Genomic DNA, 26,616 nt, shown 5'->3' with positions numbered 1-26,616 from the left:
CGATATCGCCTCTGGTTCAGGTATACTAACAGACGTTTTTAACTCTTTTCACCCAGGGGGAACACTTGCAGGGTAAAGCACTCCAGGATTTTGTAATCGACAAAATTGATGACCTGAAAGGTCAAGACATCATCGCCTTAGACGTTCAGGGCAAATCCAGCATCACTGATTGCATGATTATCTGCACTGGCACGTCCAGCCGTCACGTTATGTCCATCGCAGATCACGTTGTTCAGGAGTCCCGCACAGCTGGCCTGCTGCCGCTCGGCGTGGAAGGCGAGAACGTCGCTGACTGGATCGTCGTTGACCTCGGCGATGTGATTGTCCACGTGATGCAGGAAGAAAGCCGTCGCCTGTACGAACTGGAAAAACTCTGGAGTTAATGCGTGAAGCTGCAACTTGTCGCTGTGGGTACGAAAATGCCTGACTGGGTACAAACTGGATTTACCGAGTATCTGCGTCGGTTTCCGAAAGATATGCCCTTTGAGCTGATCGAAATCCCGGCAGGAAAACGCGGCAAGAACGCGGACATTAAACGCATTCTCGATAAAGAGGGTGAGCAGATGCTGGCCGCCGCAGGCAAGAACCGCATCGTCACCCTTGATATTCCGGGCAAACCCTGGGACACGCCGCAGCTGGCGACCGAACTGGAGCGCTGGAAACTGGACGGCCGCGACGTCAGTCTGCTGATCGGCGGGCCGGAAGGTCTGTCTCCCGCTTGTAAAGCAGCGGCGGAACAAAGCTGGTCACTCTCTGCGTTAACCCTTCCTCACCCTCTTGTTCGGGTTCTGGTAGCGGAGAGTCTGTACAGGGCGTGGAGCATTACCACCAACCATCCTTATCACCGTGAGTGATCATTGATTCTTGAGTAGATTAAGCAGCGGATGAAACTACAGAATTCTTTTCGCGACTATTCGGCTGAGTCCGCGCTGTTTGTGCGCCGGGCGCTGGTCGCTTTTTTGGGGATTTTGCTGCTGACCGGCGTGCTGATCGCCAACCTGTATAATCTGCAAATCGTTCGTTTTACTGATTATCAGACACGTTCGAACGAGAACCGCATTAAACTGGTACCTATTCCTCCCAGTCGCGGCATTATTTATGACCGCAACGGAATTCCGCTTGCCCTTAACCGCACCATTTATCAGATTGAAATGATGCCGGAGAAGGTAGACAACATTCAGGATACGCTCGACGCGCTGCGCAACGTCGTAGATCTGACGGACGACGATATTGCCGCGTTTAAAAAAGAGCGCGCCCGTTCACACCGCTTCACCTCTATTCCGGTAAAAACCAACCTGACGGAAGTTCAGGTCGCACGGTTTGCCGTTAATCAATATCGCTTTCCTGGCGTTGAAGTCAAAGGCTATAAACGCCGCTACTACCCTTACGGTTCCGCCCTGACCCACGTGATTGGCTACGTATCGAAGATCAACGATAAAGACGTGGACCGCCTGGACAAAGACGGCAAACTGGCTAACTACGCGGCGACGCACGATATCGGTAAGCTCGGTATTGAACGCTATTATGAAGACGTGCTGCATGGACAGACCGGCTATGAAGAAGTTGAAGTCAACAACCGCGGTCGTGTCATTCGTCAGCTTAAAGAGGTCGCGCCGCAGGCCGGGCATGATATTTATCTCACGCTGGATTTGAAGCTCCAGCAGTATATTGAAACGCTGTTGGCGGGGAGCCGCGCCGCCGTGGTGGTCACCGACCCGCGTACCGGTGGCGTTCTGGCGCTGGTCTCCATGCCAAGCTACGACCCCAACCTGTTTGTGGATGGCATCTCCAGTAAAGATTACTCCGGGTTGCTCAATGACCCGAATACCCCATTGGTTAACCGCGCCACGCAAGGCGTTTATCCTCCAGCGTCGACGGTTAAGCCTTACGTTGCGGTTTCTGCGTTAAGCGCAGGCGTCATCACTCGCAATACCGGTCTGTTCGATCCGGGCTGGTGGCAGTTACCCGGCTCAGAGAAACGTTACCGCGACTGGAAAAAGTGGGGTCACGGCCACCTGAACATCACCCGCTCTCTGGAAGAGTCCGCGGATACGTTTTTCTATCAAATCGCCTATGATATGGGGATAGACCGGCTTTCCGAGTGGATGAGCAAGTTTGGCTACGGTCAATATACGGGCATCGATCTTGCCGAAGAACGTTCCGGAAACATGCCAACCCGAGAATGGAAGCAAAAACGGTTTAAAAAGCCATGGTACCAGGGTGATACCATTCCGGTCGGCATCGGTCAGGGTTACTGGACGGCAACCCCTATCCAGATGAGTAAAGCGCTGATGATCCTTATCAACGACGGTTTGGTAAAAGTCCCGCATCTACTGATGAGCACGGCAGAAAACGGCAAGCAAGTCCCATGGGTTCAGCCGCACGAACCGCCCGTTGGCGATATTCATTCCGGTTACTGGGAAATCGCCAAAGACGGTATGTACGGCGTCGCTAACCGCCCTAACGGGACTGCACATAAATATTTCGCTGGCGCGCCATACAAAATTGCGGCGAAATCCGGTACCGCACAGGTCTTTGGCCTGAAAGCTAATGAAACCTATAACGCGCATAAAATCGCCGAACGTTTACGTGACCACAAGTTAATGACGGCCTTCGCACCTTACGATAACCCCCAGGTCGCTGTCGCCATGATCCTTGAAAACGGCGGTGCGGGTCCGGCTGTAGGGACGATTATGCGCCAGATCCTTGACCACATTATGTTGGGCGACAACAACACCAATCTGCCTGCGGAAAACCCAGCGGTTGCAGCAGCTGAGGACCAATAATCGTGACGGATAATCCGAACAAAAAAACATTTTGGGACAAAATCCACATCGATCCCACAATGTTGCTTATTTTGCTGGCTCTGCTGGTCTACAGCTCGCTGGTCATCTGGAGCGCCAGCGGCCAGGATATTGGCATGATGGAGCGTAAGGTCGGCCAGATCGCGATGGGCCTGGTCATCATGGTGGTGATGGCGCAAATTCCGCCCAGGGTTTATGAAGGTTGGGCGCCCTATCTCTATATCTTCTGCATCATTCTGTTGGTGGCGGTTGACGCCTTCGGCGCTATTTCCAAAGGCGCCCAGCGCTGGCTGGATTTGGGTATCGTGCGCTTTCAGCCTTCTGAAATCGCCAAGATTGCCGTGCCGCTGATGGTCGCACGCTTCATCAACCGCGACGTCTGCCCGCCATCGCTAAAAAATACCGCGATTGCGCTGGTGCTGATTTTTATGCCCACGCTGCTGGTTGCCGCTCAGCCTGACCTCGGCACCTCAATTCTGGTTGCCCTTTCTGGCCTGTTTGTCCTGTTCCTTTCTGGTTTGAGCTGGCGCTTAATCGGTGTGGCAGTCGTTTTGGTCGCCGCGTTTATTCCGATACTGTGGTTCTTCCTGATGCATGACTACCAGCGTCAGCGCGTCATGATGTTACTCGACCCTGAAACTGATCCGCTGGGCGCGGGCTATCACATTATTCAGTCTAAAATTGCTATTGGTTCCGGCGGATTACGCGGTAAAGGCTGGCTGCACGGTACGCAGTCGCAGCTTGAGTTTTTACCCGAACGCCACACTGACTTTATCTTCGCCGTCTTAGCGGAAGAGCTGGGTCTGGTGGGAATCTTGATTTTGCTGACGCTGTACATTTTGCTGATTATGCGCGGGTTGTGGATCGCGGCTCGCGCACAAACCACCTTTGGCCGCGTCATGGCGGGTGGTTTAATGTTGATATTATTCGTTTATGTCTTCGTAAATATTGGTATGGTGAGCGGTATTCTCCCTGTGGTTGGGGTTCCACTCCCATTGGTCAGTTACGGAGGCTCGGCACTGATCGTGCTGATGGCCGGGTTCGGGATTGTTATGTCGATCCACACCCATAGAAAAATGTTGTCGAAAAGCGTGTAAGGGGTACGCAATGCGTAAGCAGTGGCTTGGTATCTGCATCGCAGCAGGAATGCTCGCGGCGTGTTCGAATGATGATGGTCAGCAACAGGTTGCTGTCGCGCCGCAGCCTGCGGTGTGTAATGGTCCGATTGTTGAAATCAGCGGGGCCGATCCGCGCTTTGAACCCCTGAACCCAACGGCGAATCAGGACTACCAGCGTGATGGTAAGAGCTACAAAATAGTCCAAGATCCCTCCCGCTTTAGCCAGGCCGGGCTTGCCGCTATTTATGATGCGGAGCCTGGAAGCAATTTAACCGCGTCTGGTGAAGCGTTTGATCCAATGCAGTTGACCGCTGCGCACCCGACGCTGCCGATCCCAAGCTATGCCAGAATCACCAACCTGGCAAACGGCAGGATGATCGTCGTGCGCATTAACGATCGCGGCCCTTATGGCAACGATCGCGTAATTTCACTTTCACGTGCCGCCGCCGATCGACTGAACACGTCTAACAACACCAAAGTGCGTATCGACCCGATCATCGTCGCTCAGGATGGTTCATTATCCGGCCCGGGTATGGCCTGTACGACCGTGGCGAAACAAACCTATGCCCTGCCCGCTCGCCCAGATTTAAGCGGTGGTGGCACTATGTCTTCCGCACCGGATGCGGGCCAGCCGCAAAATGACATCCGCCCTATCAGCAATTCCACGCTGAAAAGCGAAGATGCCAGCGGTGCGCCGGTCAACAGCAGTGGTTTCCTCGGCGCACCGACAACGCTTGCTGCTGGTGTGCTTGAAGGCAGTGAACCCGCGCCTGCGCCACAGCCTGTAACCGCCGCACCCACAGCATCAACTGCCCCGGTATCAGCGCCAGCGACCGTTGCCGCGCCAACCGCTGCGACCAACGGACGCTATGTCGTTCAGGTCGGTGCCGTTAGCGATCAAACCCGAGCGCAGCAGTATCAAAAGCGCTTAAGTCAGCAGTTTGGCGTCCCAGGACGGGTAGTGCAAAACGGCGCGGTATGGCGTATTCAGATGGGGCCATTCGCCAGCAAAACTGAAGCCTCCTCATTGCAGCAGCGTCTTCAATCCGAGGCGCAATTACAGTCCTTCATCACCGGCATGTAATAACGTAAACCGGGTATCTGAATTGTCAATTTCCGTAAATGACATTAACAAAGTCACGCGGAAAGTCAGATGCCTGCCCGTTATGCATTTGCTATAGTAGGGCACTTTTTTTAATTTCATCACGGACGTCGTAGTTCAGACCATGAAGACCACTTTTTCCGCTCGTTTCGTGCAGCGTATGGCGCTCACCGCGGCTCTCTGCGCAGCTACTCTCTCTGCTGCACATGCCGATGACCTGAATATTAAAACCATGATCCCCGGCGTTCCGCAGATCGATGCGGAGTCGTATATCCTGATTGATTACAATTCAGGTAAAGTTCTGGCAGAACAGAATGCTGACACTCGCCGCGACCCCGCCAGCCTGACCAAAATGATGACCAGCTACGTCATCGGCCAGGCGATGAAAGCCGGGAAGTTCAAAGAAACCGATCTGGTCACCGTCGGCAATGACGCATGGGCTACGGGTAACCCGGTCTTTAAAGGTTCATCGCTGATGTTCCTCAAGCCAGGCATGCAGGTTCCTGTCTCTCAGTTGATCCGTGGTATTAACCTGCAGTCCGGGAACGACGCATGTGTGGCGATGGCTGACTTCGCTGCCGGTAGCCAGGACGCTTTCGTCGGCCTGATGAACAGCTATGTGAACGCGCTGGGTCTGAAAAACACCCACTTCCAGACCGTTCATGGTCTTGATGCTGACGGTCAGTACAGTTCAGCCCGCGATATGGCGATGATTGGTCAGGCGCTGATTCGCGATGTGCCTAATGAATACTCTATCTATAAAGAAAAAGAGTTCACCTTTAACGGCATTCGTCAGTTAAACCGTAACGGTCTGCTGTGGGATAACAGCCTGAATGTCGACGGTATCAAAACCGGTCACACCGATAAAGCTGGCTATAACCTTGTTGCATCCGCAACCGAAGGCCAGATGCGTCTGATCTCCGCCGTAATGGGTGGTCGCACCTATAAAGGTCGCGAAACCGAAAGCAAAAAACTGCTGACCTGGGGCTTCCGTTTCTTCGAAACCGTCAACCCGCTGAAAGTGGGTAAAGAATTTGCCTCAGAACCCGCCTGGTTTGGTAACACCGATCGCGCATCGTTAGGTGTCGATAAGGATGTCTACCTGACTATTCCTCGCGGCCGTATGAAAGATCTGAAAGCAAGTTATGTGCTGAACACCACTGAACTGCACGCGCCGCTGCAGAAAAACCAGGTTGTCGGTACTATCAACTTCCAGCTTGATGGCAAAACCATCGAGCAGCGCCCACTGGTCGTGCTGCAGGAAATCCCGGAAGGCAACTTCTTTGGGAAAATCATTGATTACATTAAATTAATGTTCCACCACTGGTTTGGCTAAAAATCGAACACTTGAAAGTGTGATTTACGTCCCCATATACTAGGTATCCAGATAACTCCCACGCGCTGTGGGAGTTATTATTTTTTGATGTAACGCCGGAGCTGACATGAAAACCAAACTTAACGAACTGCTTGAATTCCCTACTCCATTTACTTACAAAGTAATGGGGCAGGCGTTGCCTGAGCTGGTTGATCAGGTGGTTGAAGTGGTACAGCGCCATGCGCCAGGTGATTACTCTCCGACGGTAAAACCGAGCAGCAAAGGCAACTACCACTCGGTCTCTATCACCATCACTGCTACACACATTGAGCAGGTTGAAACGCTGTACGAAGAATTAGGTAATATCGATATCGTACGCATGGTGCTGTAAAACCTGTCGGTTACCCGCTGCATCCCCGCTCGGGTAACCTCTTCCTCCTGTGATATACTTTTCCCCTCTTTAACATTCTCTACTCTGTGTGAGTATCTACGGAGATGCCGTTTTGTATCAGGATAAAATTCTGGTCCGCCAGCTCGGTCTTCAACCTTACGAGCCAGTCTCTCTGGCCATGCACGAATTTACCGATACCCGCGATGAAAACAGTCATGATGAAATCTGGCTGGTAGAGCATTATCCTGTCTTTACTCAGGGTCAGGCAGGTAAAGCCGAGCACGTACTGATGCCGGGAGATATTCCGGTGATTCAGAGCGATCGTGGTGGTCAGGTGACCTACCACGGACCGGGCCAACAGGTCATGTATGTGCTGTTGAACCTGAAACGCCGCAAACTGGGTGTTCGCGAGCTGGTTACGCTGCTGGAGCAAACTGTCGTCAATACCCTTGCGGAAATTGGCATCGACGCCCACCCGCGAGCCGACGCGCCTGGCGTTTATGTCGGTGAGAAGAAAATCTGCTCATTAGGGTTACGTATTCGTAAGGGATGTTCATTTCACGGCTTAGCGCTCAACGTGGATATGGACCTGTCGCCTTTCCTGCGTATCAATCCTTGTGGTTATGCCGGAATGGAAATGGCAAAAGTATCGCAATGGGATAGCGCGGCCACCACTGAGAGCATTCGCCCACGCCTGCTGGCCAACATTCTGGCGCTGTTGGGTAACCCACCGCACGAATACGTTGCGGACTAAAAATGCGGTCATACTTTGCCACGGCATATGTTGCGGCAAATGGCACAAAACAACAACTATTTTACATTTTGCCAGCCTGTCAGGCTGCTTTCTGGCCCGTTTCAATGATATACTGCGTATCACTAATTCAAAAATAGTTGATAAATGCAACATTCCCTTGAATTGAAACGCTTTCCTTCGTAATTCGCAACTGGAACACGCAAGCTATGAGTAAACCCATTGTGATGGAACGCGGTGTTAAATACCGCGATGCCGATAAGATGGCTCTTATCCCGGTTAAAAATGTGGCAACAGAGCGTGAAGCCCTGCTGCGTAAACCGGAATGGATGAAAATAAAACTGCCAGCGGACTCCACTCGCATCCAGGGCATCAAAGCGGCAATGCGCAAAAACGGCCTGCACTCTGTCTGCGAAGAAGCTTCCTGCCCTAACCTGGCTGAATGTTTCAATCACGGAACCGCAACCTTTATGATCCTCGGCGCAATCTGTACTCGCCGTTGCCCATTCTGTGACGTTGCCCATGGCCGTCCGGTTGCGCCTGATGCCAACGAGCCGTTGAAACTGGCTCAGACCATTGCGGACATGGCGCTGCGCTATGTCGTCATTACCTCCGTTGACCGTGACGATCTACGTGACGGCGGCGCTCAGCATTTTGCTGACTGCATCACCGCTATTCGCGAGAAAAGTCCGTCGATTAAGATCGAAACTCTGGTGCCTGACTTCCGTGGTCGTATGGATCGCGCGCTGGATATTCTCACGGCCACACCGCCGGACGTATTTAACCACAACCTGGAAAACGTACCGCGTATTTACCGTAACGTACGTCCGGGAGCTGACTACAACTGGTCGCTGAAGCTTCTGGCGCGTTTCAAAGAAGCGCACCCGGAGATCCCGACTAAATCGGGTCTGATGGTAGGTCTGGGTGAAACCAATGCCGAAATCATTGAAGTCATGCGCGATCTGCGCAGCCATGGCGTGACCATGCTGACGCTGGGGCAGTATTTACAGCCGAGCCGCCATCACCTGCCAGTGCAACGCTACGTCAGTCCGGATGAGTTCGACGAGATGAAAGCCGAAGCCATGGCGATGGGCTTTACCCATGCAGCCTGCGGCCCATTCGTTCGTTCTTCATACCACGCTGACATGCAGGCCAAAGGGCTGGAAGTGAAGTAATCGTGTAATACTCACTTACATTTCAGCAATAAAAAAACCGGCAAATTGCCGGTTTTTTTCATACAGAGCACACAGTAAGAGCATCATGCTCCTGACATTACTCTTTATGAGAGAGCTTTTCCGCCTGAACGCTACCATCAGCCTCTTTTCTGGCATCGGCATTATCGTCGTTCATCGCTTTCTTAAAGCCCTTAATTGCCGTTCCCAGGTCTCCACCCAGTGTACGTAACTTCTTGGTACCAAACAGCAGAACGACCAGTGCGGCAACCACCAGCAGTTTGGTAATACTAATCTCACCCATAGATACCTTCTTAACTTAAACCAGGCTGCATAAAGCGCCATATTAACCTGAGAATATTAACGGCCTTTCGACGCGCGCACACAATAGCAATCTGTAACAAGGTGAATCAAGCCTTGTTTAAAAAAACGTCATAATAATTGCGGTGGCGCAAAGCGTCGGTTACTTAATACCGGAAGTTGGGCCCTGACCTGCTTCACCCGCTCTGCTGAAACCTCGGCCATAATCAGCGCCGGCGTTTCTGCCGCTGCGGCAATGGTCACGCCAAAGGGGTCGATGACCCGGCTTTGACCAATGTTCTTATTACCACATTCTCCAGCCGCAATAACATAGCAAGTGGCATCCAGGGCTCTTGCCGCCAACAATGTTGCCCAGTGATGCTCTTTTAGTGCTCCCCGCACCCAGGCGGCAGGTAAAGCGAGGATGTCTGCCCCCTGCAGAGCGTGCGCTAACGCCAGCTCAGGGAAACGCAGGTCATAGCAGGTCATCAACCCTACCTTTAATCCGTCTACGTCCAGCAGCGGCGCTATGGCGTCTCCGGCATCGACATTCCGCGACTCCTGAATCGCGAACGCGTCGTAAAGATGCAATTTTGCATAATGGGCAACCACCCGGCCTCCTCGTAACGCCACCAACATGTTAAATGCCCGGCCTGGCACAGAAGGAACATGAATCGTCAGGATTGTCGTCATCTCATTTTGCGCGCTTTCCTGGAGTAAACGCGTCAGGAACCCACCCTCCAGCAATTGTGCTGACTTTACTGACAGGTCAGGGTCAATATCGTTACGGGCCAGCAACGCCTCCGGTAATACCAACAACGATACTCCCTCTCCTGCGGCCTGGGACATCAATAAGGCGCAGGTTTCTGCATTCTTTTCCCACGAAGGTCCCACGGCAAACTGCCCTGCTGCAACGAACATATTCCCTCCAGAAAAGTTTGTCAGGCTCGCCAACAACGATTATTCAGCGTTACACTCACCCTATATACAATCAAATAGCAGGATTTAGCTGTGTTACAACTTCTTTTAGCGGTTTTTATCGGTGGTGGTACAGGTAGCGTAGCAAGATGGATGTTGAGCATGCGCTTCAACCCACTGCATCAGGCTATTCCATTCGGTACACTGGCGGCAAACTTACTTGGCGCGTTTATCATTGGTATGGGTCTGGCGTGGTTTAATCGTATGACAAACATCGATCCAATGTGGAAGGTTCTGATTACTACCGGCTTTTGCGGCGGGCTGACAACGTTCTCCACCTTCTCGGCAGAGGTCGTATTTTTACTTCAGGAAGGACGCTTTGGCTGGGCTATGGTGAATGTGCTGGTTAATCTACTGGGATCATTTGCGATGACCGCTCTGGCATTCTGGCTGGTTTCTGCCTCTCCCGCACATTAGAGCGAAAAAAACCCGCAATTAAGCGGGTTTTGAATGCTTGCTGTCGTATGCTTACAGAGCGATTACGTTTGCAGCAGAAGGGCCTTTGGCACCGTTAGTGATTTCGAACTCTACGCGCTGACCTTCAGCCAGAGTTTTAAAACCATTGGTCTGGATTGCAGAGAAGTGTACGAACACGTCTTTGCTGCCATCTTCCGGAGTAATGAAACCGAATCCTTTGGACTCATTAAACCACTTAACGTTACCTTTAATCTTAGACATCAAAATTACCTTTACATGAAAAATAGACACAAATGCTGTGTCGGGTATCAGTACAACAATTGTGGTGCGCTTTGTCCAGTCGAACTTTATCAAAAAGTGATAAATGTCGCGTTATTTTTCAGTGAGAGTTTCCATCTATCTGTTTTTTAATGACTTTTAATACCTGACTGACACTACAGGTAGCCTATCAAAACTGGAAGCGTAACCACGCAAAGTAGACGTTACCATTGTTATAGGTTCCTGGAATGTAGGTCATCTGGAACGTTGCCGGACCATAACCAATTGACGCCAGCGGTAACAGCACCGGCACGGGTATGTAGTTCCAGTTATCGCGCGCGGTAAAGCCAGCAGTAAAGCCAAGGCCGGTATGGAAGTTTTCATCAGGCAGCGGACGCCATGTTTTCTCCCAGCCGTAGCCGCCAATCGGTTCCCATTTATTGTAGGAATCCTTAAAGGCCATAATATAAAGCCCGTGCCAGTTTCCTTTATCATCCCAGCGGGATTGGCCAAATCCTGCCCCCCAAGGTCGCTCGTTGTAGCGATCCGTTTTTTCTTTATCGTAAGCAAAACGGGCATGCCAGGTAATAGCCGGTACATACAGATCATAATGTTCCGGCTGCTGCCAGGTTTCACTGACATTATCTTTAAATGTGGCAAACCAGCCTTTATCTTCAGCAGCCCCCTGGGGAATGAAAGCTAACTGAATAAAAAGAAATGAAAAAATGAGAAAATATCGTTTAGCGACAATCACAACTTAATTACCATCCTGGGAGTTATTAGCAATTGTAGCAAACTCAACCTTAATGTTAACTTAACAAAAATGCGCAAGTAAAAAATCAGAATATTCTTTGGATAATGCTTATAAGATGATTCCCCTCTATTTACTGGGCTTTATTACAGGAATAAGTTTCTCTTAATTGCTATAAAATTGTTCTTTTCAAACGTGACAAGCAAATAAAGAAACAACAATTTAACATTTTAATATCAAAATACACACAACAGCAATGCGTTTCACAGTTTTTGCCGGGGAGATTCTTTTTTAAACCACGATGTTGAAAAAACAGTCTGGCCATCGGTTGAATCCGTATTTTTATTGATTTCAATCAGCAATAGTTATCGGTTTATTAGGCACATTCTGTCACCACTTTTTACTTTTTTTAGTTTTTTTACTTTCTGGGCAGCAATGCGACAGGGGAAACAATGTTGACATTTATTGAACTCCTTATTGGGGTTGTGGTTATTGTGGGTGTGGCGCGCTACATCATCAAAGGTTATTCCGCCACCGGCGTACTGTTTGTTGGTGGTCTGGTTTTGCTGATTATCAGTGCGGTGATGGGACATAAAGTTCTGCCTTCCAGCGCAGCAACGACGGGCTATACTGCTACAGACATTGTTGAATACATTAAAATTTTGCTGATGAGCCGCGGTGGCGATCTCGGCATGATGATTATGATGCTGTGTGGTTTTGCCGCCTACATGACGCATATTGGCGCGAACGATATGGTCGTTAAGCTGGCCTCCAAACCGCTGCAATATATCAACTCACCTTATCTGTTGATGATTGCCGCCTATTTTGTCGCCTGTCTGATGTCGCTGGCAGTCTCGTCAGCTACCGGCCTGGGCGTATTGCTGATGGCAACGCTGTTCCCGATCATGGTAAACGTTGGGATCAGCCGTGGCGCCGCGGCGGCCATATGTGCCTCCCCCGCTGCAATCATTCTTTCACCGACATCCGGTGATGTAGTGCTGGCGGCAAAAGCCGCAGAAATGCCGTTGATTGATTTCGCGTTTAAAACCACGCTGCCAATTTCCATTGCCGCCATCATTGCTATGGCGATCGCACACTTTTTCTGGCAGCGCTATCTGGATAAAAAAGAGAACATTTCTCACGAAATGTTAGACGTGGCAGAAATCACCACTACCGCGCCGTCTTTTTACGCCATCCTGCCGTTTACACCGATCGTAGGCGTCCTGATTTTTGATGGTAAATGGGGTCCACAGCTGCACATCATTACGATTCTGGTACTGTGCATGCTCATCGCCGCCGTTCTGGAATTTGTTCGTGGATTCAACACTCAAAAGGTGTTTTCAGGTCTGGAAGTCGCTTACCGTGGCATGGCGGATGCCTTTGCTAACGTAGTTATGCTGCTTGTTGCAGCGGGTGTTTTTGCCCAGGGGTTGAGCACCATCGGCTTTATTCAGAGTCTGATCTCTATCGCCACCTCGTTTGGCTCAGCAAGCATTATTCTGATGATGGTGCTGGTGATCCTGACGATGCTGGCGGCAATGACTACAGGCTCCGGTAACGCCCCGTTCTATGCTTTCGTTGAGATGATCCCTAAGCTGGCACATTCTTCCGGCATTAACCCGGCTTATCTTGTTATCCCGATGCTTCAGGCTTCTAACCTTGGGCGCACAATTTCCCCGGTCTCCGGCGTGGTTGTGGCTGTCGCAGGGATGGCGAAGATTTCTCCGTTCGAAGTGGTGAAACGTACCTCGGTTCCGGTACTGGTCGGACTGCTGGTGGTGATTATCGCCACCGAAGTGATGGTACCAGGCTCTTCTTCAGCCGTTGTTGGCGGCTGACTTTCAGCGAAATGTAGGCCGGATAAGGCATTTACGCCGTATCCGGCATTTCAACCCCGTTGCCGGATGGCGATGCTAAAGCATCTTATCCGGCCTACTTAAGAAATCAGCATTTAGCCGCCGTGATAAATACGCTGCGGCCTGCCTACCTTCCCGTGAATAATCTCCGCGATAATCAAATGGCGGCTGGCACAGTACTCCAGATAGCGTCTGGAGGTCGTACGACTGATGGTGAGCGCCTGGGCGATCGTTTCCGCAGTATGATGTACCGTCGGATCGGCAAATAGCTTCAGCACCGCATTCAGCGTTAACGCATCAATCCCGGTCGGCAAATCGCCTTTCGGCTCGCCGCGCGCGTAGGCGTTAAACATTTCATCAATCTGCTTTTGACTGGCGCTGTCATTGCCTGCCAGCATGCGTCTGCGCTGTTGATACCGCGTAAGCGTCTGCCCCAATCGCTCGTAAGCGATAGGTTTGACCAGATAATCAAACGCGCCGCTGCGCACGGCCTCGGAGACCGTTTCCATATCGCTGGCCGCCGTGGTAAAGACCACACCGCCCGGATAGCGCGCCTGGGTCAACTCATGCAACAAAGTAATACCCTTACCGTCCGGTAAGTAGTTATCAAGAAGAATCAAACCGGGCTTAAAACGCTCAATCATCATTCTTGCCTGCGCAAGATTACCCGCCAGCCATATCTGGCTGAAGCCGGGTATATGGCGGATATATTCAGCATGCATTTCCGCCAGTAGCGTTTCATCCTCAACGATCAGTAGCGTTAATGGTTCCGTCATTATTTTTTTTCACTTTCGGAAGAAATAAAGAAAATAAGGTGCCGCAAGGGGAGTTATCTTCGAGCGTAATCACCCCGTTACAGCGCCTCACATAACTTGCAATCAGATACAAACCGATGCCATGTTCGCCTGGTTCATCGGTACGGGTGCTTACACCCTGTTCAAATATTTTTTCACGCAATGCTTCCGGCACACCGCATCCCTGATCGGCAACTTCGATGACCACATCATCCCCTTCGTCGCTCAAATAGAGTTCGACGACTTTGTTGCCTTGCTGGGTGCGTAAACTCGCTTCAAATGCATTATCAAGCAGATTGCCAACAATTGCTGCAAACTCTGTGCTATCCAGCCCTTCAGGTAGTTGGTGCAGTTGGCTGCCAGGAACAATGGTCATCGTAAGACCCAGTTCCCGTGCACGTTGTACCTTGCCAAATAACAGACCCGCCACCTGACGATCGGCAAAGGCGCCGCGCAGGCTGTCAATCAGTTGCTGCTGTGCCTGTGACTCTCCCTGAACCATAGCCAGCACCCGGTCATACTCTTTCATTTGCAGCAGGCCATTAATGGTCGACATCCAGTTCAGGTGCTCATGACGCAGCGTTCTCAGGCTCTCAACATACTGTTTGATTTGCGTTAATTGTGCATTAAGGGTAGCAATTTCATCTTTACTACGAAAACTGATAATGGCGCCGAGCAGTTCATCACCGGAGCGAATCGCCTCACGGTTGGCGATAACGCTCAACCCATTAAAATTAACCATCGCATCCTGGCGTTGTTCCGCAATCTGCTGGGTGAAAAAATCCGCTGGCTGAACGACTTCATTTACCGGTTTGCCCAGCCACTTTCGACCCGGCGATGACAGCCCCAGCATTTTCCTCGCACTGCGGTTAATCGCGGTGATATATCCGTCAGGATCAACGGCAATCAACCCTTCATACACTGAGCTGAACAGTGCTTCCTGCTGACGCACCACCCGCGCGATTTGTTTAGGTTCCATCCCTAACATCTGCCGACGAATATGGGCAGCAAAAAACCAGGAGAGCAGCATAAGTACTAACAACAACAGGATAAATACCCCAGCCATTGGCAGTAAAAAATCCGATCGCCAGCTGTCAATTTTACTGATCAGATAGCCAATTGAGACCACGCCAATGATTTTGCCATCGTCATCAAAGATAGGAGTTTTGGCGCGCATTGCCATCCCAATAGATCCTTTACCGGTAATAAAGTAGCTCTCACCTTTTTCCAGCGCGCCAGGCTTGGTGAACTGCATCGGGTAACCAATTTTTTCCGGGTTCGGATGATAAAGACGAATGGAGTGCGTATCTCCAATAACGACATAGTCGAAATCAGTCCCACTCTGTAGTTTGTCGGCAATAGTCGCCAGACGCTTGTAATCACGATGCTTCACCGCCGCGATGATGCTGTCATTAGAGGCGATGATTTTGGCCTGGTTCATTGCCATATCACGGACGTGTGTCGTCAGATAATCTTCAAAACTGGCGGTAAAGTATTGTGCTAACGCTGCGATAATAAGAACAGAAACGACCAGAATGAGCAGAAAGATGCGTAACGGAAACGCCAGACTGCGAAAAAAAGGAAACCGTGTTTTATTTTTCTGCTCTGCCATAATTTTTCCTCACCGACGTTACCGAAACTTATTTTCTATTGTAGTTGTAATAAAAATGTTTTATTTAAAAGTCACGGTATAAAACAGGATCGTTGCAGATTCCCCACCTTAAATCAATTAAACAAATTAAAACCGCGCGCTATTTCCGAGTTAAATTAATTAAAAAACTTAAAACCATAAAACACATTAAAACCTTCTAACTTATTGTGAAATAAATCAAAAATTACCTCCAAAATACTCCTTACGATGTATGCAGCAGGGAAAAAAAGAAATACTCCGTAATAAAAAACCATTCCCTTCAATTGCAAACGAAACGTTATCAGGTTGCTAATCAGAGCAACAAAAACAGAAACCCAGTAACAAATATAGCATCGGGGCTCTATTTACTATGTTCGGTAATAATATATTCACGCAAGTTAAACGCTCAGAAAATAAAAAGATGGCGGCTATCGCGCAATTTCTGAAAGAGAACGATCTGAGCGTTGATACCACCGTCGAAGTATTTATCACCGTCACCCGTGACGATCGCCTGATTGCCTGTGGCGGTATCGCCGGAAATATCATTAAGTGCGTCGCGATTTGTGAGTCCGTGCGCGGTGAAGGCCTGGCGCTGACGCTGGCGACAGAACTCATCAACCTCGCCTATGAGCGCCACTGTACGCACCTCTTCATCTATACCAAAACCGAGTACGAATCGCTGTTTAAACAGTGTGGCTTTTCCACGCTCACCAGCGTGCCCGGCATTATGGTATTGATGGAAAACAGCACCACACGGCTGAAACGCTACGCCGAATCGCTGGCAAAGCAGCGTCATGAAGGGAAAAAAATTGGCTGTATCGTCATGAACGCCAACCCCTTCACCAACGGTCATCGTTTTCTGATCCAACAGGCGGCCGCGCAATGTGACTGGCTGCATCTGTTTTTGGTGAAAGAAGATACCTCGCGTTTTCCGTATGAAGACCGACTGGATTTGGTACTCAAAGGGACAAAAGACATTCCGCGTTTAACCGTGCATCGCGGTTCGGAATACATCATTTCCCGCGCCACGTTCCCGTGCTACTTCATCAAAGAGCAGAGCGTTATTAACCACTGCTACACCGAAATAGACCTGAAAATCTTCCGCCAGTACCTGGCCCCGGCTCTCGGCGTTACGCACCGTTTCGTGGGTACCGAGCCGTATTGCACCGTCACCTCCCAGTACAACAACGATATGCGTTACTGGCTGGAGACCCCAACGCTTCCCGCCCCACCGATTGAACTGGTGGAAATTGAGCGGCTGTGCTTCCAGGAGATGCCGATTTCCGCCTCCTGGGTGCGCAAGCTGCTGGTTAAAAAAGATCTCACGGCTATCGCATCCCTGGTTCCTGACGCCACGCTGCGCTATCTGCAAAGCATGGTTGAACGAGCCTCATCGGGTGCGGCAGTCCGCCAAAATACCCCCGCATTAGCAACAGGTGAAAAATGAAAATAAACCAGGCAGCCGTCGCAGGCACACTCGAGTCCGGTGATGTGATGATTCGCATCGCCCCACTCGATTCGCAGGATATTGACCTGCAGGTTAACAGTAGCGTCGAAAAGCAGTTCGGTGATGCCATTCGGGCCACCATTCTGGACGTACTGTCCCGCTACAACGTACGCGGCGTGCAATTAAATGTTGATGATAAAGGCGCACTGGACTGCATTTTACGTGCGCGACTGGAAGCACTACTGGCCCGCGCTGGCGGTATTCCGGCACTGCCATGGGAGGATTGCCAGTGATTGCCGAATCTTTACAACAACGTAAAACCCGTACCCGCCGTAGCATGTTGTTCGTACCGGGCGCCAATGCCGCTATGGTCAGCAACTCGTTTATCTACCCGGCTGATGCGCTGATGTTCGACCTGGAAGACTCCGTCGCGCTGCGTGAAAAAGATACCGCTCGCCGCATGGTGTACCACGCGCTACAACATCCGCTGTATCACGACGTTGAAACCATCGTGCGCGTGAACGCCCTCGACTCCGAATGGGGCATCAACGACCTCGAAGCTGTTGTGCGCGGCGGCGCTGACATCGTGCGTTTACCGAAAACCGATACCGCACAGGATGTCATCGACATTGAAAACGAAATCCTGCGCATCGAAAACGCCTGCGGACGTGAGCCCGGCAGCACCGGCCTGTTAGCCGCCATCGAGTCGCCGTTAGGCATTACCCGCGCGGTAGAAATCGCCCACGCTTCAGAACGCCTGATCGGCATTGCACTGGGTGCAGAAGATTATGTGCGTAACCTGCGTACTGAACGTTCCCCGGAAGGCACTGAACTGCTGTTTGCCCGTTGCTCTATTTTGCAGGCTGCGCGCTCTGCCGGTATTCAGGCGTTCGATACCGTCTATTCCGATGCCAACAACGAAGCAGGTTTCCTGCACGAAGCCTCACACATCAAGCAGCTGGGTTTTGACGGCAAGTCGCTGATCAACCCTCGCCAGATTGAACTTCTGCATAACCTCTATGCCCCGACGAGCAAAGAGCTGGCTCACGCCCGTCTGGTGGTGGAAGCCGCTGAAGCTGCCGCCCGCGAAGGTCGTGGCGTGGTTTCCCTGAACGGCAAGATGGTCGACAGCCCGGTTATCGAGCGCGCCCTTCTGGTTATCTCCCGGGCAGAACTTTCCGGCATTCGCGAAGAATAAGGCAAAAAAATGACGCAGAAAATCGAACAGTCTCAACGCCAGGATCGCGTGGCGACCTGGAGCCGTCATGCAGAAAGCGAGCTTTCCGCTTATCAGAGCACCGCAAAAGCAGAATTGCAGGCGCAAAAACCGCGCGACAAAAAGCTGTGCGCTAATCTGGAAGACGCTATTCGTCGTTCAGGTTTACAGGATGGTATGACCATCTCTTTCCACCACGCATTTCGCGGTGGCGATCTGACGATTAACCTGGTGATGGACGCCATCGCCAGCATGGGCTTTAAAAATCTGACGCTGGCCTCAAGCTCACTGAGCGACTGCCACGCGCCGCTGGTTGAGCACATCCGTCAGGGCGTGGTCAGCCGAATTTATACCTCCGGGCTGCGTGGCCCGCTGGCAGAAGAGATTTCTCGTGGTCTGCTGGCTGAGCCAGTGCAAATCCACTCCCACGGCGGTCGTGTACACCTGGTGCAAAGTGGCGAGCTCAACATTGATGTCGCATTCCTCGGCGTACCGTCCTGCGACCAGTTTGGTAACGCTAACGGTTATACCGGTAAAGCGTGCTGCGGTTCACTGGGCTATGCCCGCGTCGATGCCGAAAACGCCAGACAAGTTGTCCTGCTGACAGAACAGCTGCTGACCTATCCGCATAACCCGGCCAGCATTACCCAGGATCAAGTGGATCTGATCGTGCAGATCGACCAGGTCGGCGATGCGGACAAAATTGGTGCGGACGCGACCCGTATGACCACCAATCCGCGTGAATTGTTGATCGCCCGCAGTGCGGCAGACGTCATTGCTAACTCCGGTTACTTCAATGAAGGCTTCTCATTGCAGACAGGAACCGGCGGCGCGTCTCTGGCCGTTACCCGTTTCCTGGAAGACAAAATGCGTAGCCGCGACATCCATGCCGATTTCGCGCTGGGCGGCATCACCGCCACCATCGTTGATCTGCATGAAAAAGGCTTAATCCGCAAACTGCTGGATGTACAAAGCTTCGACAGTGCCGCCGCGAAATCTCTGGCCCGCAATCCAAATCACATTGAGATCAGCGCTAACCAGTACGCTAACTGGGGCTCGAAAGGCGCATCCGTTGACCGTCTGGACGTTGTGGTACTGAGCGCATTAGAAGTAGACACCAGCTTCAACGTTAACGTACTGACCGGCTCCGACGGCGTACTGCGTGGCGCTTCCGGTGGTCACTGCGATACGGCTGTGGCCGCAGCGCTTTCTATCATCGTCGCACCGCTGGTTCGTGGACGCATCCCGACATTGGTAGATAACGTGCTGACCTGCGTAACCCCAGGTTCCAGCGTTGACATTCTGGTTACCGACCACGGTATCGCCGTCAACCCTGCTCGCCCTGAACTGGCGGAACGCCTGCAAGAAGCTGGCATGAAAGTGGTGTCGATTGAATGGCTGCGCGAACGTGCCCAGCAGCTAACCGGTCAACCGCGCGCCATCGAATTTACCGATCGTGTAATTGCCGTTGTGCGCTACCGCGATGGTTCGGTAATTGACGTTGTGCATCAGGTGAAGGAATAAACCATGCACCTGCTCCCTGAACACGCCACCTGCCACGCGGTTTCCATCCCCGAGCTGCTCGCCAGCCGCGATGAGAGACAAGCAAGGCAGCATGCCTGGCTCACGCGTCATCACGCGCCACTGGTCTCGTTTACCGTGGTCGCGCCAGGTCCGATTAAAGACAGCGAATTAACCCGTCGCATCTTTAATCACGGCGTCACCGCCCTGCTCGCGCTGGCGGAAAAAAACGCCTGGATTGTCAGGGAGCAAACTGCGCTGGTCTCTGCCAGCGGACCGGAAGGCCTGCTGGCCATTGAGGCTCCGGCCCAGGACCTCAAGCTCGCCACTATCGAACTTGAGCATTCACACCCGCTGGGACGGTTATGGGACATCGACGTCCTGAACCCTGAAGGGGAAATTCTGTCCCGGCGTCATTTCGCGCTCCCTGCCCGCCGCTGTCTGCTGTGCGGGCAAAGCGCTGCCGAATGCGCGCGGGGTAAAACTCACGCGCTTTCCGACTTACTCACTCAGATGGAGGCACTGCTGCATGATGCCGATTCCCGCAACATCAACTCATAACGCAGTCCTTCCTCTGGATCTGCCTGACGCTTACGCCACGCTGGCGTGGCGCGCCATGCTGACGGAAGTCAACCTGTCGCCCAAACCGGGTCTGGTGGATCGTATTAATAACGGCGCGCATAAAGATATGGCGCTGGAAGATTTTTATCGCAGTGCTGAAGCGATTCAGACATGGCTACCGCGTTTTATCGAATACGGCGCATTTAGCGCACAGCAGTCGCCGGAAGATGTCCTGCAAGGACTGCGTCCTCTGGGCATGGCCTGCGAAGCCGATATGTTTCGCGCCACTGCCGGAGTGAACACCCATAAAGGCAGCATCTTCTCGCTAGGATTGCTGTGCGCCGCCATTGGCCGCCTGCTCCAGCTCCGCCTGAGCGTTACCGCTGAAACCCTTTGCTCTACGGCAGCAACATTTTGCCGTGGCCTGACCGAGCGCGAACTGCGCCAGAACAACCAACAACTCACGGCCGGCCAACGTCTTTATCAGCAACTGGGATTAACCGGCGCACGCGGTGAAGCCGAAGCAGGATATCCCCTCGTCATTCAGCATGCTCTGCCGCACTACCGTGCGCTGCTGGCTGAGGGCCGCGATCCTGAACTGGCGTTACTCGATACGTTACTGCTGCTGATGTCTATCAACGGCGACACCAACGTGGCTTCCCGTGGTGGCGCAGAAGGTTTGCGCTGGTTACAGCAGCAGGCCTCCACGTTGTTGCAACAAGGCGGGATTCGTACCCCTGCCGATCTCGAATACCTACGCCAGTTCGACCAACAGTGCATTGAACGCAACCTCAGTCCTGGAGGCTGCGCCGATCTGCTGATCGTCACATGGTTCTTAGCTCAGATTTCACAAGTTCATCATTATCACAATTAAAGATCCTTTCCGGAGAATCACACACATGTCTTTAGCAAAAGATAAAATTTGGAAGTTACTGGCCCCATTGGTAGTCATGGGCGTCATGTTTCTTATCCCCGTCCCTGATGGCATGCCCCCACAGGCATGGCACTATTTTGCCGTGTTCGTGGCCATGATTGTCGGGATGATTCTGGAGCCAATTCCGGCAACGGCAATCAGCTTTATCGCCGTGACGATCTGCGTTATCGGCAGTAACTATCTGCTGTTTGACGCTTCCGAGCTGGCCGACCCGGCATTCAAAGCGGGTAAGCAAGCGCTGAAGTGGGGTCTGGCGGGCTTCTCCAGCACCACCGTGTGGCTGGTGTTTGGCGCGTTTATTTTCGCACTGGGTTATGAAGTTACCGGCCTGGGTCGTCGTATCGCGCTGTTCATGGTGAAATTCATGGGTAAACGTACCCTGACGCTGGGCTATGCGATTGTTATTATCGACATCCTGCTGGCGCCGTTTACACCGTCCAACACCGCGCGTACCGGTGGTACCGTATTCCCGGTTATCAAAAACCTGCCGCCGCTGTTTAAATCATTCCCGAACGATCCTTCCGCGCGCCGTATCGGCGGATATCTGATGTGGATGATGGTCATCAGTACCAGCCTGAGCTCCTCTATGTTCGTGACCGGCGCGGCGCCGAACGTACTGGGTCTGGAATTCGTCAACAAAATTGCTGGCATTCAAATCAGTTGGCTGCAATGGTTCCTCAGCTTCCTGCCGGTCGGTATTATTTTGCTGATCGTTGCGCCGTGGCTGTCCTACGTTCTGTACAAACCAGAAGTCACTCACAGTGCTGAAGTTGCCGCATGGGCCGGTGAAGAACTGAAAACCATGGGTAAACTGACGCGTAAAGAACTAACCCTGATCGGTCTGGTTCTGCTCAGCCTGGGTCTGTGGGTCTTCGGGGGTAAACTGATTGATGCCACCGCGGTGGGTCTGCTGGCCGTTTCCCTGATGCTGGCGCTGCACGTTGTACCGTGGAAAGATATTACCCGCTATAACAGCGCATGGAACACCCTGGTTAACCTCGCCACGCTGGTTGTTATGGCAAATGGTTTGACCCGTTCAGGCTTCATCGACTGGTTCGCTAACACCATGAGCACGCACCTGGAAGGTTTCTCGCCTAACGCGACCGTGATCGTGCTAGTGCTGGTGTTCTACTTTGCTCACTACCTGTTTGCCAGCCTTTCCGCACACACCGCCACCATGCTGCCGGTTATTCTGGCGGTCGGTAAAGGTATCCCAGGCGTTCCAATGGAACATCTGTGTATCCTGCTGGTGCTGTCCATCGGTATCATGGGCTGCCTGACTCCGTATGCAACAGGCCCTGGCGTTATCATCTACGGTTGTGGTTATGTGAAGTCCAAAGACTACTGGCGTCTGGGAGCTATCTTCGGCGTTATCTACATCGCTATGCTTCTGCTGGTCGGTTGGCCGATTCTGGCAATGTGGAGCTAATCATTCCTGCTCACGCCTGATGAAAATGATGCCAGTCAGCTAAACCTGACTGGCATTTTTTATGATTAAATAGATGATATTCAGAATTTATATAAGTATCCGAAATCATCATGACATCAACGTGGCGTTATTCTTCTTTACTGGCAGCACTTCTGCTCCCGGTTTCTGCGGCTCAGGCCGATGAACTTCAGGCAAAACAGTACGCTGATTTTGACCGCTACGTGCTGGCCCTTTCCTGGCAAACTGGTTTCTGTCAAAGCCAACACGAGCGTAATCGTCAGGAGCCTGACGAATGTCGTCTGCAAAAAGAGAGCGCGGACAAAGCTGATTTCCTGACCGTTCACGGCCTGTGGCCCAGCCTGCCAAAATCGATCGCCGCTCGCGGAGTAGATAACCGCCGCTGGATGCGTTTTGGCTGCGCAACGCGTCCCATTCCTAACCTGCCTGAAGCGCGTGCCAGCCGTAAATGCGCCGCACCTGAAACCGGCCTGTCACTCGAGAGTGCGGCGAAACTGAGCGCGGTGATGCCCGGGGCTGGCGGAACATCCTGCCTGGAACGCTACGAGTATGCCAAACACGGCGCCTGTTTTGGTTTTGATCCCGACGTATACTTTGGCACGATGGTGCGGCTGAATAATGAGGTTAAGAACAGTGAAGCGGGCAAGTTCCTCGCGGATAACTACGGTAAAACCGTCAGCCGCAACGCATTTGACGCCGCCATCGCCAAAAGCTGGGGTAAAGAGAGCGTCAAAGCCGTGAAGCTAAGCTGCCACGGCAATCCGGCTTATCTCACAGAGATCCAGCTCTCCCTGAAAGCCGACACCATCAACCAACCGCTATCTGCGCAGTCATTCTTACCGCAGCCGCATCCGGGTAACTGCGGTAAACAGTTTATTATCGACAAGGCAGGATATTGAAAATAGCGACCGACGCCGCAGCCTGGCGTCGGTCTGCATGGTTAGCGTTTTGCTCGGGCGTCCGGGCGAACTAAATCAAAGCGGTGTGTTTCACTGATCGAATAATACGCCGTTGGCCCACCAGCACGCAGTACCGGTTTCGCTTTCGCCGTCTGATAGATGCCGTCTTCCAGGAGCGTTTCGTCTATGTGAATGCCTACCACTTCCCCCAATACCAGCCAGGTATCAACCGGTGAGCCATCAGCGGTAGTCAGTTGTAGGCTTTGCGATAAGCGGCACTCAAAATTAACCGGGCTTTGCGCCACGCGCGGCACGCCGACAATCCGGCTGTCGGCTTTACTCAGCCCAGCGGCAAAAAACTCGTCCTCGCCGTGCGGCAAGCTGGCAGACGTTTCATTCATCGCGCCAGCCAGTTCAAGGGTGGTCAGGTTCCAGACAAACTCACCGGTTTCGACAATATTCTGCACGCTATCTTTCCAGCCGCTGCTGGCAAAACCAATAATCGGCGGATGGTAGTTAAAGCAGTTAAAGAAACTGTACGGCGCCAGATTATGTCGCCCGTTGCTATCACGCGACGCAATCCAACCAATGGGGCGCGGTCCAATGATGGCATTTAGCGGGTCGTGCGGTAAGCCGTGCCCCTGTGATGGTTGATAGAAATACATAGCCTTCTCTGGTGTCGTTAACGTCAGCTAAGCACGAATTATGCTTCGCTCATCTCCCTGGAAAAAGAGGATCAGCGTAGAACAATCCGTTAAAGATTACGACTGAATAAAGTTAAGCAGATCGCCATTGATCTGCTGTTTATGGGTGGTGCAAATGCCGTGAGAACCACCGGCATACACCTTCAACTGCGCGTCCGGCAATATTTCTGCCGCGACCTTGCCGCAGGTTTCAAACGGGACAATCTGATCGTCATCGCCGTGGATCACCAGCGTCGGGATGGTCATTTTTTCGAGGTCGCCACGCAGGTCTGTTTCTGAAAACGCATGAATGCAGTCGTACAACGCTTTGATAGACCCTTGTAAGCCCTGTTCAACAAAACTTTCCCGGACAGCTTTCGACTCTTTCGCGCCCGGACGGTTATAACCATAGAATGCCGCGGTCAGTTCATAGAAGAAGGCGGCGCGATCGTTCACTACCCCTTCCCGGATGCCATCAAACACCTCTTTCGGCACGCCATTCGGGTTAAAGTCGGTCTTGATCATGATGGGCGTCACCGCGCCAATTAACACCGCTTTTGCCACCCGCTGCGTCCCATGGCGACCAATGTAACGCGCCACTTCCCCCCCGCCGGTAGAGTGCCCAACGTGCACGGCATCTTTAAGATTGAGATGCGCGGTAAGTTCAGCCAGATCGTCAGCATACTGATCCATATTGTGGCCATCCCACGGTTGGGCCGAGCGGCCATGTCCGCGCCTGTCATGGGCGATCACACGAAATCCTTTCGACCCAAGAAACAGCATCTGATCCTCAAACGCATCTGCCGTCAGCGGCCAACCATGGCTGAACACGATGGGCTGTCCACTTCCCCAGTCTTTAAAATGCAAATAGCTGCCGTCTTTTAAGGTAAGTTTGTCGTACTGGCTCATGAGATCTCCTGTAGCGGAACACTGAGTTGTATTGACGCACCCGCAACGAGCGCTTAAAAAGCATAATGCAAATTGGAGAACGATCACGTTTTTCGGCTAAAATCACAGCATACGCGACAATATTGATGATTTACCTGAATGTGAACTAAATCACTTCAAACATAGGGTAAGTCTCAGTATCATCATAAAAGCTAAACCCTTGCCGCCTGACGGTGAGGGTTTTCTTTTGGGATTATTTACCTGCGCACCCGCAGTATCGACGACATGGAGTAATAAATGTCCAGACCAACTATCATCATTAACGACCTCGATGCGGAACGCATTGACCGCCTGTTGGAGCAACCTGCGTTTGCTGGTTTACCGATTGCCGACGCCCTGAACGCTGAACTGGATCGCGCGCAAATGTGTTCTCCAGAAACCATGCCGCACGATGTCGTGACCATGAACAGCCGCGTGAAATTCCGCAATCTGAGTGATGGCGAAGTCCGTGTGCGTACCCTGGTGTATCCGGCCAACATGACTGACAGCAGCACGCAGCTTTCCGTCATGGCGCCTGTTGGCGCGGCACTTCTGGGTCTTCGCGTTGGCGACACCATTCACTGGGAACTGCCGGGCGGTACCTCAACACACCTCGAAGTCATCGAACTTGAGTACCAACCAGAAGCTGCGGGCGACTACCTGCGCTAACTCTGTCTTATCAAAGCTATTCGCTTTATCTTGCAGGGGATGCATCTGCATCCTCTTTCCGGTTACTCCTCATCTCCCTACCCTCGCGTTATTTCCTGTTCGCAAAACATAAATCTGTGCCGTGACTGACAGAATCATTTTTAATACTATGCTGTTATGTGTTCATGTAATGACAAGGAGAATGTTTATGTACAACACAATCATAATGCCTGTTGATGTATTCGAAATGGAACTGAGTGACAAGGCTATTCGCCATGCAGAATTCCTGGCACAGGAAAACGGCGTTATCCATCTGCTGCATGTGCTGCCAGGCTCAGCGAGCTTAAGCCTGCACCGCTTTGCGGCAGACGTTCGTCGTTTTGAAGAGCATCTGCAGCACGAAGCGGAAACGCGTCTGCAAACAATGGTCGGTCACTTCAGCATCGATCCCTCCCGCATTAAACAACACGTGCGCTTTGGCAGCGTTCGTGACGTGGTCAACGAGTTGGGTGAAGAGTTGAATGCAGATGTGGTGGTCATTGGGTCGCGTAACCCGTCCATCAGTACCCACCTGCTCGGATCAAACGCCTCCAGCGTTGTCCGCCATGCTACTCTGCCGGTATTGGTTGTTCGTTAATAACGTCTGATTTGCTGTAAAAACCCCCTGCCAGGTTAACATCTGACAGGGGGTTTTTA

General features: G+C 52.0%; 29 protein-coding genes. 21 read left to right on the top strand and 8 right to left on the bottom strand.

Annotation, left to right across the window (positions count from 1 at the left end):
- The first annotated feature begins 65 nt into the window (after nt 1–65).
- From rsfS to lipA, 9 genes are all read left to right on the top strand, one after another.
- On the top strand, nt 66–383 hold the full coding sequence (rsfS, locus tag FDW96_RS19955; protein WP_003022728.1) for a ribosome silencing factor: 318 nt from the start codon (nt 66–68) through the stop codon (nt 381–383).
- A gap of 3 nt (nt 384–386) precedes the next feature.
- The gene (rlmH, locus tag FDW96_RS19950) at nt 387–854 is read left to right on the top strand and encodes a 23S rRNA (pseudouridine(1915)-N(3))-methyltransferase RlmH (RefSeq protein ID WP_003022725.1); all 468 of its coding nucleotides are present in this window, start codon (nt 387–389) and stop codon (nt 852–854) included.
- A gap of 30 nt (nt 855–884) precedes the next feature.
- Nucleotides 885–2,786 carry a peptidoglycan DD-transpeptidase MrdA gene (mrdA, locus tag FDW96_RS19945; RefSeq protein WP_042309811.1) on the top strand — a complete coding sequence of 634 codons (1,902 nt, stop codon included), beginning with the start codon at nt 885–887 and terminating at the stop codon, nt 2,784–2,786.
- A 2-nt stretch (nt 2,787–2,788) separates the two neighbouring features.
- Complete coding sequence (mrdB, locus tag FDW96_RS19940) at nt 2,789–3,901, top strand: peptidoglycan glycosyltransferase MrdB (protein ID WP_006685529.1); 1,113 nt, start codon at nt 2,789–2,791, stop codon at nt 3,899–3,901.
- A gap of 10 nt (nt 3,902–3,911) precedes the next feature.
- Nucleotides 3,912–5,006: an endolytic peptidoglycan transglycosylase RlpA gene (gene rlpA, locus FDW96_RS19935; protein ID WP_137366174.1), complete on the top strand. Its 1,095-nt coding sequence runs from the start codon at nt 3,912–3,914 to the stop codon at nt 5,004–5,006.
- A gap of 142 nt (nt 5,007–5,148) precedes the next feature.
- A complete protein-coding gene (gene dacA / locus FDW96_RS19930; protein WP_038638745.1) occupies nt 5,149–6,360 on the top strand; it encodes a D-alanyl-D-alanine carboxypeptidase DacA in 1,212 nt (403 codons plus the stop codon).
- Nucleotides 6,361–6,466: 106 nt separating this feature from the next.
- The gene (gene ybeD / locus FDW96_RS19925; RefSeq protein ID WP_003022706.1) at nt 6,467–6,730 is read left to right on the top strand and encodes a DUF493 family protein YbeD; all 264 of its coding nucleotides are present in this window, start codon (nt 6,467–6,469) and stop codon (nt 6,728–6,730) included.
- Between the two features lie 112 nt (nt 6,731–6,842).
- Entirely contained in the window at nt 6,843–7,484 is a 642-nt protein-coding gene (gene lipB / locus FDW96_RS19920) for a lipoyl(octanoyl) transferase LipB (RefSeq protein ID WP_042309816.1), read from the top strand.
- 206 nt (nt 7,485–7,690) lie between these two features.
- A complete protein-coding gene (gene lipA / locus FDW96_RS19915) occupies nt 7,691–8,656 on the top strand; it encodes a lipoyl synthase (protein WP_042309819.1) in 966 nt (321 codons plus the stop codon).
- A 97-nt stretch (nt 8,657–8,753) separates the two neighbouring features.
- On the opposite strand, the gene tatE is transcribed toward lipA, so the two are convergent.
- Together tatE and FDW96_RS19905 are read right to left on the bottom strand one after the other, a co-directional pair.
- Nucleotides 8,754–8,957 (bottom strand): twin-arginine translocase subunit TatE, encoded by a 204-nt coding sequence (gene tatE, locus FDW96_RS19910; RefSeq protein ID WP_042309820.1) that lies wholly within the window; start codon nt 8,955–8,957, stop codon nt 8,754–8,756.
- 128 nt (nt 8,958–9,085) lie between these two features.
- Complete coding sequence (locus tag FDW96_RS19905) at nt 9,086–9,874, bottom strand: deaminated glutathione amidase (RefSeq protein ID WP_061381654.1); 789 nt, start codon at nt 9,872–9,874, stop codon at nt 9,086–9,088.
- A 90-nt stretch (nt 9,875–9,964) separates the two neighbouring features.
- On the opposite strand from FDW96_RS19905, the gene crcB reads away from it, so the two are divergent.
- Complete coding sequence (gene crcB, locus FDW96_RS19900) at nt 9,965–10,348, top strand: fluoride efflux transporter CrcB (RefSeq protein ID WP_003831281.1); 384 nt, start codon at nt 9,965–9,967, stop codon at nt 10,346–10,348.
- Between the two features lie 51 nt (nt 10,349–10,399).
- On the opposite strand, the gene cspE is transcribed toward crcB, so the two are convergent.
- Both cspE and pagP read right to left on the bottom strand, forming a co-directional pair.
- Nucleotides 10,400–10,609 carry a transcription antiterminator/RNA stability regulator CspE gene (gene cspE, locus FDW96_RS19895; protein ID WP_000034825.1) on the bottom strand — a complete coding sequence of 70 codons (210 nt, stop codon included), beginning with the start codon at nt 10,607–10,609 and terminating at the stop codon, nt 10,400–10,402.
- A 187-nt stretch (nt 10,610–10,796) separates the two neighbouring features.
- Nucleotides 10,797–11,360, bottom strand: coding sequence for a lipid IV(A) palmitoyltransferase PagP (gene pagP, locus FDW96_RS19890; protein WP_038638726.1), 564 nt, complete (start codon nt 11,358–11,360; stop codon nt 10,797–10,799).
- Between the two features lie 449 nt (nt 11,361–11,809).
- Between pagP and dcuC the strand changes: the two genes are divergently transcribed.
- The gene (dcuC, locus tag FDW96_RS19885; protein WP_137348942.1) at nt 11,810–13,195 is read left to right on the top strand and encodes an anaerobic C4-dicarboxylate transporter DcuC; all 1,386 of its coding nucleotides are present in this window, start codon (nt 11,810–11,812) and stop codon (nt 13,193–13,195) included.
- A gap of 113 nt (nt 13,196–13,308) precedes the next feature.
- On the opposite strand, the gene dpiA is transcribed toward dcuC, so the two are convergent.
- Nucleotides 13,309–13,989: a two-component response regulator DpiA gene (gene dpiA, locus FDW96_RS19880; RefSeq protein ID WP_003831279.1), complete on the bottom strand. Its 681-nt coding sequence runs from the start codon at nt 13,987–13,989 to the stop codon at nt 13,309–13,311.
- Nucleotides 13,958–15,619, bottom strand: coding sequence for a sensor histidine kinase DpiB (gene dpiB, locus FDW96_RS19875; protein WP_042309825.1), 1,662 nt, complete (start codon nt 15,617–15,619; stop codon nt 13,958–13,960). Before dpiB ends, dpiA begins: the two co-directional genes overlap by 32 nt.
- A gap of 388 nt (nt 15,620–16,007) precedes the next feature.
- Between dpiB and citC the strand changes: the two genes are divergently transcribed.
- The 8 genes from citC to rna all read left to right on the top strand — a co-directional run bounded on the left by citC (nt 16,008) and on the right by rna (nt 23,662).
- Entirely contained in the window at nt 16,008–17,084 is a 1,077-nt protein-coding gene (gene citC, locus FDW96_RS19870) for a [citrate (pro-3S)-lyase] ligase (RefSeq protein ID WP_038638718.1), read from the top strand.
- Nucleotides 17,081–17,377, top strand: coding sequence for a citrate lyase acyl carrier protein (gene citD, locus FDW96_RS19865; protein WP_003831276.1), 297 nt, complete (start codon nt 17,081–17,083; stop codon nt 17,375–17,377). Before citC ends, citD begins: the two co-directional genes overlap by 4 nt.
- Nucleotides 17,374–18,282 (top strand): aldolase/citrate lyase family protein, encoded by a 909-nt coding sequence (locus tag FDW96_RS19860; RefSeq protein WP_042309827.1) that lies wholly within the window; start codon nt 17,374–17,376, stop codon nt 18,280–18,282. The genes citD and FDW96_RS19860 overlap by 4 nt, the downstream gene beginning before the upstream one ends.
- Nucleotides 18,283–18,291: 9 nt before the next feature.
- The gene (citF, locus tag FDW96_RS19855) at nt 18,292–19,824 is read left to right on the top strand and encodes a citrate lyase subunit alpha (RefSeq protein ID WP_042309829.1); all 1,533 of its coding nucleotides are present in this window, start codon (nt 18,292–18,294) and stop codon (nt 19,822–19,824) included.
- A 3-nt stretch (nt 19,825–19,827) separates the two neighbouring features.
- Entirely contained in the window at nt 19,828–20,382 is a 555-nt protein-coding gene (citX, locus tag FDW96_RS19850; RefSeq protein ID WP_061381650.1) for a citrate lyase holo-[acyl-carrier protein] synthase, read from the top strand.
- On the top strand, nt 20,351–21,256 hold the full coding sequence (citG, locus tag FDW96_RS19845) for a triphosphoribosyl-dephospho-CoA synthase CitG (protein WP_061381649.1): 906 nt from the start codon (nt 20,351–20,353) through the stop codon (nt 21,254–21,256). Before citX ends, citG begins: the two co-directional genes overlap by 32 nt.
- 25 nt (nt 21,257–21,281) lie before the next feature.
- On the top strand, nt 21,282–22,745 hold the full coding sequence (gene citT, locus FDW96_RS19840) for a citrate/succinate antiporter CitT (RefSeq protein ID WP_038638704.1): 1,464 nt from the start codon (nt 21,282–21,284) through the stop codon (nt 22,743–22,745).
- A 110-nt stretch (nt 22,746–22,855) separates the two neighbouring features.
- Nucleotides 22,856–23,662 carry a ribonuclease I gene (gene rna / locus FDW96_RS19835; RefSeq protein WP_061381648.1) on the top strand — a complete coding sequence of 269 codons (807 nt, stop codon included), beginning with the start codon at nt 22,856–22,858 and terminating at the stop codon, nt 23,660–23,662.
- A gap of 41 nt (nt 23,663–23,703) precedes the next feature.
- Here the strand turns inward: rna and FDW96_RS19830 are convergent, their stop codons facing one another.
- Complete coding sequence (locus FDW96_RS19830) at nt 23,704–24,327, bottom strand: flavin reductase family protein (RefSeq protein WP_042309838.1); 624 nt, start codon at nt 24,325–24,327, stop codon at nt 23,704–23,706.
- Between the two features lie 96 nt (nt 24,328–24,423).
- Nucleotides 24,424–25,254: an alpha/beta fold hydrolase gene (locus tag FDW96_RS19825; RefSeq protein WP_038638697.1), complete on the bottom strand. Its 831-nt coding sequence runs from the start codon at nt 25,252–25,254 to the stop codon at nt 24,424–24,426.
- A 276-nt stretch (nt 25,255–25,530) separates the two neighbouring features.
- Here FDW96_RS19825 and rnk point away from each other — a divergent pair, with 276 nt between their 5' ends.
- The gene (gene rnk, locus FDW96_RS19820) at nt 25,531–25,941 is read left to right on the top strand and encodes a nucleoside diphosphate kinase regulator (protein ID WP_005120853.1); all 411 of its coding nucleotides are present in this window, start codon (nt 25,531–25,533) and stop codon (nt 25,939–25,941) included.
- Nucleotides 25,942–26,128: 187 nt separating this feature from the next.
- On the top strand, nt 26,129–26,557 hold the full coding sequence (gene uspG / locus FDW96_RS19815; RefSeq protein ID WP_016152215.1) for a universal stress protein UspG: 429 nt from the start codon (nt 26,129–26,131) through the stop codon (nt 26,555–26,557).
- The last annotated feature ends 59 nt before the right edge of the window (nt 26,558–26,616 follow it).

Source organism: Citrobacter sp. TBCS-15, from assembly GCF_005280815.1.
Taxonomy (GTDB): Bacteria; Pseudomonadota; Gammaproteobacteria; order Enterobacterales; family Enterobacteriaceae; genus Citrobacter; species Citrobacter werkmanii.
Note: the sequence above shows the minus strand (reverse complement) of the source record. Positions and strands in the feature narration are given on the sequence as shown.